The following is a 15378-nucleotide window of genomic DNA, read 5'->3' on the forward strand; positions in this document are numbered from 1 at the left end:
TTATGTATCTAAAATTATATAAAAAAACAGCTTTTGTTTTAGGAGTACTACTAGCGATACTGATTTTTAACGCTTGTGAACTGGATGATAAATATCCAATTAGCGCACCGGAACAGTATACTAAGGATGATGTTAAATCTTATGCAGATCTTTTCAAAGTATTCTGGACAGTTATGGATCAGCGTTACAGTTATTTTTATGAGCAAAAAAGAAAGGATGGCAAGGGTTGGGACGCTATTTACAATGAATATTATCCGAAATTTTCAGCTTTAAAAACTTTTGGCAGAAGTACAGACGATAAAAATGAAATCGATACTGACAAAGTTAAAGCCATACACTATTTTATCGATATTATAAATCCGATTATTGACAGGCATTTTTTTGTAAAGATAAGGATACCTTTAAATCGTTATCAGTATGGTGTTTTTAGATTTCGGGGTGGAATGAAAGAACAACACGCAAATAGTTATATGTTTTCATCGAAGCTTGGATATATAAAAAATTATTTAGGAAATGATACCATATGTCAGAAGTATACGCTGATACCGGGGGTAAAAAAGAGTGATCTTTCTATTACTTACCTGATGGGAAGTGTAAAAAAAAATCCGGATATCTATTATTTGACCTATGATTCGTTTTCACTGTATTTAAGCGACCTGACAAAATTTCTAAGCTCTAAATTTTTAAACGATAGCAATCCGAATGAATTGGGATTACGAACTCGTAACATTGAAAATAACCCTTTGCTGGGAAGAATCACAGATCTTACAGTTAGAGAAAATGTAAAAGTGCTTACTCGGGATATACAAAGTAAGTGGGACGCTTTTATAATAGCTCCGGAGTTAAATGTTTTCAGGACCCAGTGCAGACAGTTTATGGCAACGGAAATCATGTCTGACGATTTGTTGGAGGCTGCACGATCCGCATTGATCAAATATGATGAGCTGCCGGTTTATTATGAGGAGGAGACCTATGCCACTGTTCTGACTCCTGAAAGTAAGCCTTATATTGATTGGTTTATAAGTGAAATGGAGCAGTATATTGGAAATGAACGCAATATGAATGATTTTGAAACAGCCGTTATAGCTGTTATTGAGCGGGCTTCTTTTTATCAGAATCTTCTGAATCCATTGCATAAAGGAACGATTAAAAAGCTGATTCTTGATTTAAGAAGTAATGGTGGTGGAGCTTTAAAAGATTTACAATTTTTTATAGAACGTTTGGTCACAAAAAGTACTATATGGTCTTATGAAAGAACAAAAGAAGGAAATGGACGATTTGACTATACTCCCTGGATTCCACAAAAAACAAAACCTCATAAATTAGGCGGTATTCCGTCTAACATCCCTATTGCTATTTTGACCGATAATTATAGTGCCAGCATGTCGGAAATAACGGTGTTATTGCTGAAAAGTCAGGGGAATCATGTTGTTTCTATCGGAGATTATACTTATGGAGCAACAGCCGGTATTACATCCGATCCCGCAGATTTTAATGGTGGAGTCGTCGGTAATATAGCCGATAACTGGTTTTATTTTTATATGCCTTTTTCTGCTGTAAAAGATGTTAATGGTGAAATAATAGAAGGTGTCGGGATAAAACCAGACATCTATGTAGCACCTCCGACCGATGCTGAAGTAACACAGATGGAAAATGCTCCGGATACTTTTGTAGATCGGGTAATGGAAGCGGCTGTAAACCACCTGTCTTCAAAATAAAAAAAAATAATTAATATATATAAATAACGGTAACCGGAGAATTAGGGTATTTGAGGAAGCTGTTGGAATGGAATTAATCTATAAAAACGGAACGGCTAAAACGGTGGTTATTGCGAAAAACAGTTTGGAAAATACCGGTTAAAACTAAAACAAAAAACAATTGCTGTAGCATTGGATCCGAATAGATTGTTGTTGAAAACAAATGTCGAAAACAATCAAAAAATGATTCTATGATAACCTTGTAATAAAAAAGGATGGAAAGAAATAGAGTGCCCCCAAAAAGTTAGACACTATTTGGGGGCAGTTCAAAAATCCCATCCTTTTTGTTTTTCAGCTTATTTGTTTTTCAGCGAATCCATATCAATTACAAAACGGTAGCGTACGTCGCTTTTTAGCATCCGTTCATAAGCTTCGTTAATGTCCTGCATTTTGATGATTTCAATATCGGAAGTGATATTGTGTTTTCCACAGAAATCCAGTAATTCCTGAGTTTCGGCGATTCCACCAATAACCGAACCGGCAACTGATTTTCGACCCAAAATCATCGGAACAGTGTTGAGCATCGGTTCCAGATTTCCAAGATAACCAACTAATACAATAGTACCGCTAACGGTTAGACTCGGGATATAATGGTTCACATCATGAACATAAGGAACTGTGTCGATGATCAAATCGAACTTGCCTTTTACAGTATCCATTTGTGCGTCATCTGTTGAGATGATCACTTCATCTGCACCCAAAGCAAAAGCATCTTTTTCTTTTTTAGGTGATCGGGAGAATAAGGTAACATGCGCTCCTAATCCTTTGGCCAGTTTGATCGCCATATGTCCCAATCCGCCTAAACCAACTACCGCTACTTTACTGTCTTTGCCTACTTTCCAGTGGCGTAATGGTGACCAGGTGGTAATTCCGGCACAAAGTAATGGAGCAGTGGCAGCAAGATCAAGATTTTCAGGTACTTTTAGTACAAAATGTTCAGCAACAACAACTTTTTCGGAATAGCCGCCATAGGTCTGTAGCCCTAGGTGTTTGTCCGGACTGTTATATGTTCCGGTAAATCCCGGAATACAGTATTGTTCCAGATCATTTTTACAATGCTCACATTCGCGGCAGGAATCCACCAAACAGCCTACAGCCGCCAGATCGCCTACTTTAAATTTGGTTACGGCACTACCTACTTTTGTAACTTTTCCCACGATCTCATGTCCCGGAACAGCCGGATAAACCGTACCTCCCCAATCGTTACGAGCCGTGTGTAAATCGGAATGGCAAACACCACAGTACAAAATGTCAATTTCAACATCATTAGCCGTAGCCTCTCTTCGCGGAATCGTTAGTAATTCCAAATCGGCTTCGATAGCATGGGTACCGTATGCCTTTACATTAAATTTTTCCATAGTGATTTTTAGTTTTTATGTGATTTGTTTTTAGCTGGGTAATATACTTACGAACGTTGCAAAATTCCAATCTATTTTTAAAACGGGGCGTATATGGATTACGGAATTACCTACCAATATTACTGATTATAATAATGGCATGGTACATACAATAAAATTATGCAATAACTTTGATTCCCGAAATAAAATGATCATGGAAAATATCGTACGATTTGATAGCGTAAGCGAATACAATGCCTATTACAATACGGATACCAGGCACCCGTTGGTAAGCGTAATCGACCTTTCGAAGTCGGATAAAAAGATTACTATCCGATTGAATTTTGGATTTTATACCATTTTTCTAAAAGATGTAAAGTGCGGAAATCTACGTTATGGTTGTAATTATTATGATTATCAGGAGGGAACTCTGGTTTTCCTTGCTCCCGGACAGGTTATGGGAATCGAAAATAACGGAGAATTATACCAGCCTCAGGGATATGCACTGGTTTTTCATCCGGATCTGATTCGCGGAACGGCATTGGGACGCCATATCGATACGTATAGCTTTTTTTCATATGAAGTACACGAAGCGCTGCATTTGTCTGAAAATGAACGGAAAATTATCATCGATTGTTTTCAAAAAATCAATCAGGAACTGGAACAACCTATCGATAAACACAGTAAAAAACTGATTGTAAATACAATCGAATTGTTCCTGAATTATTGCGTACGTTTTTACGACCGACAGTTTATTACCCGGGATACGGCTCATAAAGGAATATTGGAACGTTTTGAAACCGTACTGAACGACTATTTCCAATCGGACAAACCACAGACCTTAGGATTACCTTCTGTGGGATATTGTGCCGAGCAGTTGTTTTTATCGGCCAATTATTTTGGAGATCTGATCAAAAAAGAAACCGGTAAATCCGCTCAGGAATATATACAGTCAAAAGTGATCAATACTGCTAAGGAGCGAATGTTCGACCGGCATAAATCGGTGAGTGAGATTGCTTATGAATTGGGATTCAAATATCCGCAACATTTTAGCCGGTCATTTAAGCAACATGTAGGACAATCGCCTAACGAATACCGGATTCACAATAATTAATCAGAATAGCAAATACTAAAAATTTACCCGTAATGTCTTTTACGGGTATTTTTTTGACCTCTTGAGTTGTAGCATTTGATAGGTAATATTTGGAACAGAAACAAGACAAATTGGATTCCTGTATAACGCTCCTCATACTAAAAAAATAGGGTTATTAGAATATTGCTTATAGTTAAGAAAGTGTAGAATGATAAAAATCATACTAAATGGCATTTTCCAACTTTAATTTTAACAGACATAAAGTTGAATTTTAAAGAAAAGTATCGCAATATGAAAACAAAGAGAGAAAGTGTTAAAAGGATTTATGGTGTAATCTTGATCGTTATGATAGTAATGATCGGTTGTAAAGAAACTACTCCGGCTAAAGAACATAACAGTGTTGCACTACCGGAAAAAATAATTGCCGACCTAACGCCACCACCAATGGTTCCGAAACCGGTGGCAAACAGAAAGGCTTCAAAGTTAATTGTCAACATGGAGGTAAAAGAAATGGAAGGGCAAATGGTCGATGGCGTTACCTATGTTTATTGGACGTTTGGAGGTTCGGTACCCGGTAGTTTTATCAGAACCCGAATTGGCGATGAAGTGGAGTTTCATTTAAAAAACCATCCGAATAATAAATTACCGCACAATATTGATTTACATGCTGTAACGGGTAGTGGTGGTGGAGCAACGTCCTCGCTGGTGGCACCCGGTCACGAAAAAGTATTTGATTTTAAATGTTTGAATACGGGTTTGTATGTCTACCATTGTGCAACGGCTCCTGTAGGAATGCATATAGCTAATGGGATGTATGGGTTGATATTGGTAGAACCGGAGGGAGGATTGCCAGCAGTTGACCGGGAATATTATGTTATGCAGGGTGATTTTTATACAAAAGGAGATTATGGTGAACCGGGCGTGCAGCCTTTTGATATGACAAAAGCGATTCGTGAAAATCCGGATTATGTCGTTTTTAACGGTAAAGTGGGATCTTTAACAGGAGAGCATGCACTAACAGCCAATGTTGATGAAACGGTTCGGTTGTTTGTAGGTAATGGAGGTCCGAATCTGGTGTCTTCATTCCATGTGATTGGTGAAATTTTTGATCGCGTTCATATTGAAGGAGGTAGTGTGATCAATAAGGATATTCAAACAACATTAATACCGGCAGGTGGAGCTGCTATTGTGGAGTTTAAAGTAGACGTGCCGGGAACATTTATTCTTGTGGATCATTCTATTTTCAGAGCTTTTAATAAAGGAACCCTGGGAATGTTAAAGGTAGATGGACCGGAAGATAAGACCATTTATTCGGGAACGATTCAGGAAGGGATTTACCTGCCGGAAGGAGGAACGATACAACATTTACCTACAGATAAAAACACACCGAAAAAAAACAGGGTGCAAACACTTGATGCGCGGATTACCGCAGGAAAAAACATATACAGCAGAACCTGCTTGCCTTGTCATCAATCGGAAGGACAGGGCGTAGTGAATGTCTTCCCGCCATTGGCAAAGTCGGACTATCTGAATAAGGATGTGAACAGAGCTATCAAAACGGTGCTGAATGGATTAAGCGGTACAATCACAGTAAATGGAAAAACATATAAAAATATAATGACCAGTCTGAACCTGACCGATGATGAAATTGCAGATGTTCTCACCTATGTTTACAACAACTGGAACAATAACAAAACAAACGTTACCACTGCGATGGTGAAAGAACAAAAGACAAAGAAGAAAGAATAAAAATGTATAAAGGAGATAAAAAAGCGTTCTTTTTTCTACTATTCTTTTTGTTGTTCGTTTCTCTGAATGCTCAGAATACCAAAATGGTTCTGATAAAAAAAGGAAGTTTTGTGCCACTTTACGGTGATGTGAACAAAAAAACGGTAACGATAGACGCGTTTAAAATGGATATTTATCCGGTTACAAATGAAGAGTATCTGTCCTTTTTAAAGGAAAAAGCATCCTACAGACGTTCGGTGATTAAAAGGATTTTTGCCGATATAAGCTATTTGGAGTACTGGAAGAATGATTTGGATTATGGTGAGAATAATGGTAAAGCACCGGTCACGAATGTTTCATGGTTTGCTGCAAAAAAATATTGTGAATATAAGGGAAAGCGGTTACCTGCAATGGATGAATGGGAATATGCCGCTATGGCCGATCAAAAGCATCGGGATGCCAGAACCAAAGTGGCCTATAATAACTATATCCTGGGATGGTATGAAAAAAGGAACACATTTAATAGATCCGTAGGGCAAACATGTAAGAATTATTGGGGATTATACGATATGTATGGTCTGATTTGGGAATGGACTTTTGATTTTAATAGCATTTTCCTTTCGGGTGAATCCCGAAAAAATAGGGATACTGATACCAGTTTGTTTTGTGGCGGAGCTTCTGTTAATGCAACCGATTTAATGAATTATGCTGCTTTTATGCGCTATGCTTTTCGATCCAGTTTAAAAGCAAATTATTCGTCACGAAATCTTGGTTTCCGATGTGCCTGTGATGTAAAGTAAAACGAACTAGATAAGTCGTTAAAATGTAATGATAATGAAGAAGTTACTAATAGTTGTATGGATAGTTTTGGTAGGATTACAAAGTTGTAATTCGAAAAAGGAAGAGACAAATATGAAAATCGAAACAGAGGTTATTTCGGAACTCTCAGTTTTTAACCTTCCGTCTGAATGGACGACACAAGATAATAAACATATTGAAATGAAAGAGCTGAAAGGGAACGTATTGGTTATGGTGATGATTTACACCTCCTGTAAAACCGCATGCCCGCGTTTGGTAGCCGATATGCGGCAGATTGAACAACTGCTACCTGAAAAATATAAATCGGATGTGCGTTTTCTTTTAATTAGTATCGATCCGGAAACGGATACTCCGGAACGGTTAAAAGCATTTGCAATTAAAAACAAAATGGAAGGCAAACAATGGCTATTTCTGCAATCGACAGAAGAAAATACCCGGGAGTTTGCGGCTGTTTTGGGCGTAAATTATAAAAAAATAGCTCCGATCGATTTTTCACATTCCAATATTACCAGTGTATTTAATAAGAAAGGGGAGTTGGTATTTCAACAGGAAGGTTTTAGTACGTCCTATGATACAATCGTTACTAAAATTATAGAGCAAGTTAGTAAAGTCGATTAGTTTTATGTTTTTTTCTAAAGAATAAGGTTCCGATAAGTACTAAAAATAATCCTGTAGGTAGTAGAAGCGAAGCGATAAAAAGGGATACGTTATAATACGAAATAGCTCCTTTTCCGATATAAAAATAAAAGCCTTGTACAAACAGTAGTATTTCGGTTGTTATAAAACCGATAAGAAACAGGTATAATCCAATTTGGGAAATCCGGTTTTTTAGAAATGAAAACGATTGAATACGCATCGCAAAAAAGAATAGAAAACTGTTGATTATTCCAAGCATGATCAGGTGTATAAAACCAATTGTGAAATTCCGGATATAATGAGATGCGGTTGCTATTTCCGGCCAAAATGTAGTCAATTGTATAAGGATTTTTAGCCATAAGGAAATAAAACCGGAAAGTAATAAGAAGCGGATCGTTAAAGGTGTTTTTCGATCGGATGGAATGCTGCGTTTTAAAAAATAAAGTATACCACTTCCAATTGCAATAAGCTGAAAGAGTATGCCAATATCGTTAACCCAAAGCCATAACGGATGTGGAAAGTACCAACTTAACGATAAGCCATATGTAAAAACTGTGCCGACTATAAGTAGGCTAACCCAATAATGGAATTTATGGGGATTGATAGTATGGAAAAAGTTTCGGTATTGGTTGACAAAAAGGGCGAGTACTGCAAAAATAAACCAGCCATTAAATTGAAAATGTAAAAAAAACTGAATAGCGGCCTGATAAAACGGAGCATTTTTAGTACCAGTTATTCCCAGACTCCACACTCCAAAAGTCGACAGTAACAGGAATAACAGTGCAATTTTTAGTAGTATTTTATCATAAGATCTCTTTTCTGACAGGTCTTTCCAGATTTTATAACAGAAAAAATAACTGCAAAAAATATGTATCGTGGAAAAAATAATAGAATATAAGGCGTATCCCTGTATCGGAAAACTGACCATCATTCCAAACACCGCTATTTGAGTGACCCAGAATAAACGGGAATAATAGGGGGAGGTTCGCTTTGTTTTCGGTAAAAAGTTATTCAGTAGCAAAAGGTATAACATCTGGTATATCCATCCAAGTAAAGCGGTATGGGAATGACCGTGTAGTAGAAAAAGATAGTTCCAGTTTACAGGGACGATAGCTGCCAGTCGCAGTAAAACGCCCATTAGCGCTGCAACAAAAAAATTCAGAAGACTTATAATAAACCAACTTTTTGGCATCAGGCAGAATTACACCGGGTTTTAAAATAACTGTAGTAGAATAAAAAACACAGAAATTAAAGCGAAGTAATTTCTGTGTTTGGATGCTAGTTGTTAAAGTCTGCTTCCAGTGTTATCGCTTTTGGGAACAGTATATTGTTCTCCAGGTGTATGTGTTTATGCAGGTCGTTTTCGAATTCCTGAAGCATCGCATATGTAACTTTATAGGTATTACACGCATCAGCAGGTGGCGTATACTGATTGGTAAGTGTGGCAATTTTATCGAAACGTTCCCCTTCGGTATCGTGTTCGTGTCGCATCATGGTCACAGGGTTCGAAACCGAACCAAAATGAGGGCGTTTTAGTTCGGAACCTTCTTGTTTGACTTTTACCATTTGTCGGATAAAAGGAAAAAGTACCAGTTCTTCCTTTTTCATATGCATCGCTAATTCTCCGGCCGATTCGCTGAAAAGGGCATTGATTTCAATTAGTTCCGGGTGTTTTTCTCCGTGTACTTTACAAAGTTTGTCCAGAAATTGAAGCAATACCGGTGTTTTTTCTTCTACATAATGATGATGGGTATTTTCGATATACTCGATGAGTAAATCCAAAGGCCAATGTCCATAATCGGTAACATAGGATTTCGAATTTTTTAAAAGGGTTTCCAACGCGTCGATCAGCTCTTTTTGAGAGATGTTTTTTTTAGTGCAAACGGCTTCCAGTGTACGATCACCTTTACAGCAAAAATCAATTTTGTATTTTGAGAATAAAGCCGCAGTTCTGAAATCATGGGCGACAATTTCTCCGATAGTGGTCTGATTGTTAATTTTCATACGTTTAAAAATTAAGATGTAGTGAATGACTCGATTTCGGGAGTGTTGATATGACTGTGTTCCAGTAGGATCATGCTAACCGTTAGCATATTCCTAAATTCAATATGAGTGGGGAAACAATTCCGGTCGTGATTCTTAAATAGCGAATCGGCTTTTTGTTTTAGTTTTTTTAGTGTATTCCGAACGGTATTTATATCCGATGCCTCTGTAGTAAAGAACGCCGTCATTGTTTTTTGTAATAACGCTTTTAAAGGCTTAATTGATGGTGATGTCGAATAGCAGCTAATTGGTTGTTGATTTAAAGTGATTACTGTTGAAAACCGAATGGAGTCGATTGTCTTAAGTGCCGATTGCATGCCCTGATGGGCAAAAACCAAGGCTTCCAGTAGGGAGTTAGATGCGAGTCGGTTTTTTCCATGTAATCCCGTTTGGGCGCATTCTCCAACAGCGTATAAATTTTGTATTGTAGTTCGTGCATTTTTGTCCACTTGTATACCGCCACATTGATAATGTGCGGCGGGAACAATTGGAATCGGTTCTTTGGCCGGATCAAATCCCGATTTCAGACAATAATCGGTAATAGATGGAAAATGCTCGTAAAAACGTTTGGCGTTAAGATGACGACAATCGAGAAAAACATATTTTTCGCCTGTTTTGTGTAGTTCCGATCCGATTGCTTTCGAAATGATATCGCGCGTAGCCAGTTCACCGCGGGTGTCGTATTTATAAAGAAAACGCTCGTAATTATGATTAATGATATGTGCGCCAAAACCTCTAACCGCTTCCGATAGCAGGAAAAGCGGATTTTTACCGGTTTCGTATAAAGCGGTCGGATGAAACTGAATATACTGCATATCTTTTATAACAGCCCCTGCACGGAAAGCCATCGCTACACCATCGCCGGTGGCAATTTCCGGATTGGTCGTGTTTTGAAAAAGTTGTCCGCATCCACCGGTACAAAGCACTGTAATTCGGGACCGGATGTGTTTTACGGTACCACGGATTTTATCATAATAGATCATTCCGGTACAACTATTGTTTTCTGTTGTCAGATCAATACTAAAATAGTCTTCGAACAGTACAATATTGGGATACTGACGTAGTTGACATAATAGTTTTCGTTCCATTTCCAGTCCGGACTGATCTTTATGATGCAGGATCCGGTGATGGGAATGCCCTCCTTCCAGTCCTAAATCCCACGCTCCCGAAACAGTGGTGTCAAAATCGACCTGAAGATTTAGTAATTCCTGTAATCGCTCCGGAGCCTGTTCCACAACCATACGAACAATTTCCGTATCACAACTACCACCTCCGGCCTGAAGTGTATCACGAATGTGTTGCTCAAAACTGTCCTCTTCCGTATTGGTTACGACGGCAATTCCTCCCTGTGCATAGCGGGTATTGGTCGAGTCGGCCGATGCTTTTGTCAAAATGGTAATGGAAAGATCGGGACGTTTTTTAGCCATTTTAATCGCAAAAAATAATCCTGAAATTCCGGAACCGGCTATAAGTATATCCGTTTTTTCCATAATATAGGTATTGAAATTAGGAAAGTGCCAGCATGCGATGAATTGGCTTTAGCGCTTCGGTTCGTAGTGTATCACTGATTTTTATTTCAGGATATTCGTTTAGAAGACATCGAAATAGTTTTTCAAGCGTATTCACTTTCATATAGGCACATTCACTACAGGAACAGCTGTTTTCCTGTAACGATGGCGCGGCAATAATCGTTTTATCCGGTACATCTCTGGAAAGTTGATGGAGTATTCCGGCTTCGGTAGCTACGATATAAACAGTTCCCGGATCTTCTCTAATAAAGTTAATGATCCCGGATGTGGAACCGATATAATGGGCGACTTTTAAAATATGGTCTTCCGATTCCGGATGGGCTACAATTTTGGCACCGGGATGTTGATTGTACAAATCGATTAGTTTGTCTAACGAAAAGGCTTCGTGTACCACACAGGAACCATCCCATAAAACTAAATCCCGGTTGGTTTCCTGAATCAGGTATTTTCCCAGATTTTTATCGGGGGCAAAAATAATCTTCTGATCCATTGGAATCGAAGCGATGATTTTTTTGGCATTCGACGATGTGCAAACAATATCACTCAACGCCTTGATACGTGCCGAACAATTAATATAGGTCACCACAGTATGATCCGGATATTGGTCTTTTAATTTTTTAAAATCGTCCGGATCGCAACCATCGGCCAGCGAACAACCGGCGTTAAAATCCGGCAGTAGTACTTTTTTATCCGGGTTTAGGATTTTTGCTGTTTCGGCCATAAAATGCACACCGGCAAATACGATAATATCGGCATCGGTTGTGGCGGCTTTTTTGGATAATTCAAGACTGTCGCCTACAAAATCGGCGATTTCCTGAATGGCTTTCTCCTGATAATAATGCGCCAGAATAACGGCATTTTTTTCCTGTCGTAACCGGTTGATTTCGGCAATGAGGGTGGTTTCGTTCATGATATTTTATTCGGGAGTTTAGACGATAGCCGGTTTATTCTACAACAAGTTTCCCTTTCATTAAGGCAGCATGACCCGGGAAGGAACATAAAAAATCATATGTTCCCGGTTCGGAAATGCTAAATTCAATCGTGTCAGATTCGCCTCCGCCCAGTAATCGGGTATGGGCGATAATGTTTCCTTTTTCCGATTCCGGAATATAGTCCGTTGCTTTGGCCAGAGCGGCTTTTTGCGTAAATGCGGCAATATCAGTACCCGGTTTAAGAATGATCAGATTGTGTCCCATAACGGCTTTATCCATCGTACCGGTATGTTGTAACGTTAGTTTTATAGTACCGACGCCAGCTTTTAGTTCGTTAGTGGAATACTGCATCTGGTCGGTGGATTCAATTTCCAGGGTGTTTGCGGATGTAGTAATGGCTTCGGTTTGTTCGGTTACCGGAGTAGTTTCGGGAACGGTTGTTTCATTTCGGTTTTTGCAGGCAGTAGCCATTGTGATGATACTGACCAGAACCGAAAGACGTATAAACTTTTTCATAATAGAAATTTTATGGTTATTTATTTTGATTAACCTACTTAGGAAGAGCAAAATAAAACCGTATCCGGAATATAAAATATGATAAATGTTAGCTTTTGTTGGGATAAATTATTGTATAACTAAAATGAGTTTGTACAGAGTAGGTGCATAAAAAAAGCTGCCTCATCTGGAGACAGCTTGTGTATTCCTTATTGGATTGGGTTATCGACTAAATACAGTGATATAAAAGAACAGGACTGAAATACCAATTATTAAATAGCCCCAAGCTTTAATCTGGTTACTGGCTTTCTTTTCTTGATTAATATCGATTTTAGTTTCGACTTTAATTTCGCGTTGCCCCATATGCCTTTGACCAGTCCGGAAACGTGCGTCTCCTTTATAAATTTCCTGGGTTTGCATATAATACATGAGTTTATAGTCTTTGGTAAAGTTGATATAACTCCGATAGAATAGGATTCCCGAACCTACAAACGGTATAAGGAAAGCAAGGACTATTGCCCAAAACCATTTGATATCGATATACTCTTTGACTTGCTTTAGAGCGTTATTGTCTATTGCCGACTGCAGTTGATTTGTGGAAGCGACATAGGAGTAGCTTTGTGAGTTGGCGTAATTGCGTCCGGCCTGTCTTGCTGCCGAGTATGCAAAACTTTTTGCTAAGTCTGTAAGGAATGCCATAATGAAATAAAAGTTTTATTATACAAAATGTTATAGTGGTATGGCAAAATTAGGATCAAAAGCAAAGAAGGAATTACGGTTTTCCATAATCCCGAAATATGACGTCAAAAACAATAAAATTAGACTGTAGGAAAGCTCGTAAGAAAGGTGGAAAATACCTATTTTGAGTAGCTGTTAATTGTTGTATTTTTAAACAATTGTGTTAAAATGTAAGTTTATCGATTATTATGTGCTTTTTGTCTTAAATACTATCTGTTAAAATGTGTTATATGTTGCGATTTTATATATTTGATGCGCAAATTTAAACTCCCATGTCTAATTTATTTGAATCGATTATCAGGTTTTTTACAAGAAGCAGGAAAAAACAATTAAGTTTTGGAAGCGACTCAAATGTAAAAAGACACCATGGAAAGAAACTTTCCAAAAAGAAAAAACAAAACTGGTATTAAAAAAGGCCTCCCGACGGAGGCCTTTTTGTTTTTATCGATTACTGATTCGGATCACTGTTTAAATTGTTCCGAATCGTTTCCGTAATTGGTTTTAACGTTTTGCCGGTAACCGGATGTAAGCCGTGATGGGTAAACAGTTCGTAATAGCCGTTTGTCTTGGAATACCAGATCAGCGGATTCCCATAAAGATCGAAACAAGTCAGTGTATCACTATAGGCTACCTTCCGGAAGTGTTCCAATAGTTGTTCGTCTAATGGCTGAATTTCACCATTAATTTCCGGATCATTACAATCCATCTTCTCATAATGATCCTCCATCCATACCATACAGTTTTTCGGTGTAAAAATTGTTTTGTTGAGACTCCAGACTACAAGTACCATAATCATGACGGTCGCCAATCCGTAATGGATTTTACTTAATTGCCGTTTCTTGAAAAAACGAACGATAGTGCTTAAAATAGGAAAAGGTCTTATCCGTGATGATGGCAGTTGTGTGATACCTATTGGTATTGTGTCCTGAGGCCTATTTTCGCCTTCGTTATTTTGACCGGATGGAGGATTTGTTTCTCCAGATGGCTCTTCTATTTTTTCCTTACGTGTATTGTCTGGTGTTGGGTTCTCTGGATCGATGTCCGATAAGTCGTCTTTTTTATTTTCCTCCTTTTTTTCATAATCATTGAGAATGCTAAAGGTATTCTTATCATCACGACTATCTTTTGTTTGAGTTTTTTTGTCGCTTTGAAAAACAATATCAGTATCGCGATCATGTTTCGTAGGAGTTTCGGGTGCAATTGGAGGTGAGACTGGGAGTTCTGAATCTTTAAACCTTTTATAAGGTCGCTCTGGAAGTTCGACTAAAAGAGCGGCCATTTCAATAGTGATCATATCCATAGGCGTACTTGTGCCTAAATAGAACCGTCTAATGGGGACGAGTTTCGAAAGTTCCATTTTAGCGGAAATAGCTCTTATTTCTTTTGTGTTAAATTCAAAATCCCAAAAATCCCGAAAGGCGGCATAATCATCTTTGTTGTGATTGTGTTTTAAGATATGAAAACTTAAATCTCTTAATTGCCCCGGAGATGGTTTAATTAAAAAGGAAGAATTTGGCCCTTCTTTGGCTTTTTCATATTGCGCTTTAATAGCGATTCTATAGGCTTCAACAGTATTTTTTTTCATCAGACGTGTCGGTATTTATCAGTATTTATCGGTATTTGTCAGACTTCATCAAAATGATCAGAATTGTCGGAATTCTGTTGTAAAGTTCTGAAAAATAGCCCTTTAATTTGCTTCAGAATTAGTTCCGTCCCGATATGCATTCACGGACAAATGTACATGACTACTTCTAACCTGGTGATACGGAAAAACGTAATGTCGTTATCCGGGAAGTATAATACCCTTATGCTTTTTCTGTCTCACCAACACTTCCCATACAAAAATCAATGGCGTAACAAAAGCTAATCTCCGGGACAAGGTCCCGGACAGCCACGCCCATGTCTAATTTTTTAACATTAAACAGTATGAAAAATTTTTATATCGCAGCTTTTGCTGTACTGGGATTGTCGTTAGTATCGTGTTCAACAGAAAATAGTGCAGAGGAACTTTTTGCTCCGTCCACAAAGCAACAGGAGGAACTGTTACAAAATCTGTATCAAAGTGAGGATTATTATCTTGCCGCAAAACCAGGCGATACCATTCCGCCGAATCAGGAAGGTGGAGGTGGAACCGGAGAAGATGGTACGATTCCGGTAAAACCGCCAAAAAAACCATAAAAAATGATCGCATAATCTTATTGTAATTTTATTAACTTCGGGGAATGATACTTAAAAAGTTTTATTCCCCGTTTTTTTTATCACTTTTTGCGA

At 38.2% G+C, this 15378-nt stretch carries 14 protein-coding genes; 6 read left to right on the top strand and 8 right to left on the bottom strand.

Features of this window, described 5'->3' with window-relative positions; all coding sequences use genetic code 11:
- The first annotated feature begins 2 nt into the window (after positions 1 to 2).
- Positions 3 to 1718 carry a S41 family peptidase gene (locus tag ABFU83_RS03250; protein ID WP_347068906.1) on the top strand — a complete coding sequence of 572 codons (1716 nt, stop codon included), beginning with the start codon at positions 3 to 5 and terminating at the stop codon, positions 1716 to 1718.
- A 335-nt stretch (positions 1719 to 2053) separates the two neighbouring features.
- On the opposite strand, the gene ABFU83_RS03255 is transcribed toward ABFU83_RS03250, so the two are convergent.
- Positions 2054 to 3115 carry an NAD(P)-dependent alcohol dehydrogenase gene (locus tag ABFU83_RS03255; RefSeq protein ID WP_347068908.1) on the bottom strand — a complete coding sequence of 354 codons (1062 nt, stop codon included), beginning with the start codon at positions 3113 to 3115 and terminating at the stop codon, positions 2054 to 2056.
- 193 nt (positions 3116 to 3308) lie between these two features.
- Between ABFU83_RS03255 and ABFU83_RS03260 the strand changes: the two genes are divergently transcribed.
- The 4 genes from ABFU83_RS03260 to ABFU83_RS03275 all read left to right on the top strand — a co-directional run bounded on the left by ABFU83_RS03260 (position 3309) and on the right by ABFU83_RS03275 (position 7352).
- Positions 3309 to 4208, top strand: a complete 900-nt coding sequence (locus ABFU83_RS03260) for a helix-turn-helix transcriptional regulator (RefSeq protein ID WP_347070194.1) — start codon at positions 3309 to 3311, stop codon at positions 4206 to 4208.
- A 270-nt stretch (positions 4209 to 4478) separates the two neighbouring features.
- The gene (nirK, locus tag ABFU83_RS03265) at positions 4479 to 5936 is read left to right on the top strand and encodes a copper-containing nitrite reductase (protein ID WP_347068910.1); all 1458 of its coding nucleotides are present in this window, start codon (positions 4479 to 4481) and stop codon (positions 5934 to 5936) included.
- Between the two features lie 2 nt (positions 5937 to 5938).
- Entirely contained in the window at positions 5939 to 6715 is a 777-nt protein-coding gene (locus ABFU83_RS03270) for a formylglycine-generating enzyme family protein (RefSeq protein ID WP_347068911.1), read from the top strand.
- Between the two features lie 34 nt (positions 6716 to 6749).
- Positions 6750 to 7352 carry an SCO family protein gene (locus ABFU83_RS03275; RefSeq protein ID WP_347068913.1) on the top strand — a complete coding sequence of 201 codons (603 nt, stop codon included), beginning with the start codon at positions 6750 to 6752 and terminating at the stop codon, positions 7350 to 7352.
- On the opposite strand, the gene ABFU83_RS03280 is transcribed toward ABFU83_RS03275, so the two are convergent.
- From ABFU83_RS03280 to ABFU83_RS03310, 7 genes are all read right to left on the bottom strand, one after another.
- Entirely contained in the window at positions 7336 to 8562 is a 1227-nt protein-coding gene (locus ABFU83_RS03280; RefSeq protein WP_347068915.1) for a hypothetical protein, read from the bottom strand. The two genes, ABFU83_RS03275 and ABFU83_RS03280, sit on opposite strands and share 17 nt — an antisense overlap.
- An 86-nt stretch (positions 8563 to 8648) precedes the next feature.
- Positions 8649 to 9374: an iron-sulfur cluster repair di-iron protein gene (gene ric, locus ABFU83_RS03285; protein WP_347068917.1), complete on the bottom strand. Its 726-nt coding sequence runs from the start codon at positions 9372 to 9374 to the stop codon at positions 8649 to 8651.
- Between the two features lie 11 nt (positions 9375 to 9385).
- Entirely contained in the window at positions 9386 to 10903 is a 1518-nt protein-coding gene (gene nadB, locus ABFU83_RS03290) for an L-aspartate oxidase (protein ID WP_347068919.1), read from the bottom strand.
- A 16-nt stretch (positions 10904 to 10919) separates the two neighbouring features.
- Complete coding sequence (gene nadA / locus ABFU83_RS03295) at positions 10920 to 11852, bottom strand: quinolinate synthase NadA (RefSeq protein ID WP_347068921.1); 933 nt, start codon at positions 11850 to 11852, stop codon at positions 10920 to 10922.
- A 34-nt stretch (positions 11853 to 11886) separates the two neighbouring features.
- Entirely contained in the window at positions 11887 to 12390 is a 504-nt protein-coding gene (gene azu, locus ABFU83_RS03300) for an azurin (RefSeq protein ID WP_347068923.1), read from the bottom strand.
- 201 nt (positions 12391 to 12591) lie between these two features.
- Entirely contained in the window at positions 12592 to 13068 is a 477-nt protein-coding gene (locus tag ABFU83_RS03305) for a hypothetical protein (protein ID WP_347068925.1), read from the bottom strand.
- A gap of 487 nt (positions 13069 to 13555) precedes the next feature.
- Positions 13556 to 14692, bottom strand: coding sequence for a hypothetical protein (locus ABFU83_RS03310; protein ID WP_347068926.1), 1137 nt, complete (start codon positions 14690 to 14692; stop codon positions 13556 to 13558).
- Positions 14693 to 15033: 341 nt separating this feature from the next.
- Between ABFU83_RS03310 and ABFU83_RS03315 the strand changes: the two genes are divergently transcribed.
- On the top strand, positions 15034 to 15285 hold the full coding sequence (locus tag ABFU83_RS03315) for a hypothetical protein (RefSeq protein ID WP_347068928.1): 252 nt from the start codon (positions 15034 to 15036) through the stop codon (positions 15283 to 15285).
- Positions 15286 to 15378 lie beyond the last annotated feature (93 nt).

Source organism: Flavobacterium sp. WV_118_3, from assembly GCF_039778605.1.
In the GTDB taxonomy this organism is placed as follows: Bacteria; Bacteroidota; Bacteroidia; order Flavobacteriales; family Flavobacteriaceae; genus Flavobacterium.

What these genes read in the sequence shown, in the direction of transcription:
- ABFU83_RS03250 (WP_347068906.1), top strand. Translation starts at nt 3, where the DNA reads ATGTATCTAAAATTATATAAAAAAACAGCTTTTGTTTTAGGAGTACTA.
- ABFU83_RS03255 (WP_347068908.1), bottom strand. Translation starts at nt 3,115, where the DNA reads ATGGAAAAATTTAATGTAAAGGCATACGGTACCCATGCTATCGAAGCC.
- ABFU83_RS03260 (WP_347070194.1), top strand. Translation starts at nt 3,309, where the DNA reads ATGGAAAATATCGTACGATTTGATAGCGTAAGCGAATACAATGCCTAT.
- nirK (WP_347068910.1), top strand. Translation starts at nt 4,479, where the DNA reads ATGAAAACAAAGAGAGAAAGTGTTAAAAGGATTTATGGTGTAATCTTG.
- ABFU83_RS03270 (WP_347068911.1), top strand. Translation starts at nt 5,939, where the DNA reads ATGTATAAAGGAGATAAAAAAGCGTTCTTTTTTCTACTATTCTTTTTG.
- ABFU83_RS03275 (WP_347068913.1), top strand. Translation starts at nt 6,750, where the DNA reads ATGAAGAAGTTACTAATAGTTGTATGGATAGTTTTGGTAGGATTACAA.
- ABFU83_RS03280 (WP_347068915.1), bottom strand. Translation starts at nt 8,562, where the DNA reads ATGCCAAAAAGTTGGTTTATTATAAGTCTTCTGAATTTTTTTGTTGCA.
- ric (WP_347068917.1), bottom strand. Translation starts at nt 9,374, where the DNA reads ATGAAAATTAACAATCAGACCACTATCGGAGAAATTGTCGCCCATGAT.
- nadB (WP_347068919.1), bottom strand. Translation starts at nt 10,903, where the DNA reads ATGGAAAAAACGGATATACTTATAGCCGGTTCCGGAATTTCAGGATTA.
- nadA (WP_347068921.1), bottom strand. Translation starts at nt 11,852, where the DNA reads ATGAACGAAACCACCCTCATTGCCGAAATCAACCGGTTACGACAGGAA.
- azu (WP_347068923.1), bottom strand. Translation starts at nt 12,390, where the DNA reads ATGAAAAAGTTTATACGTCTTTCGGTTCTGGTCAGTATCATCACAATG.
- ABFU83_RS03305 (WP_347068925.1), bottom strand. Translation starts at nt 13,068, where the DNA reads ATGGCATTCCTTACAGACTTAGCAAAAAGTTTTGCATACTCGGCAGCA.
- ABFU83_RS03310 (WP_347068926.1), bottom strand. Translation starts at nt 14,692, where the DNA reads ATGAAAAAAAATACTGTTGAAGCCTATAGAATCGCTATTAAAGCGCAA.
- ABFU83_RS03315 (WP_347068928.1), top strand. Translation starts at nt 15,034, where the DNA reads ATGAAAAATTTTTATATCGCAGCTTTTGCTGTACTGGGATTGTCGTTA.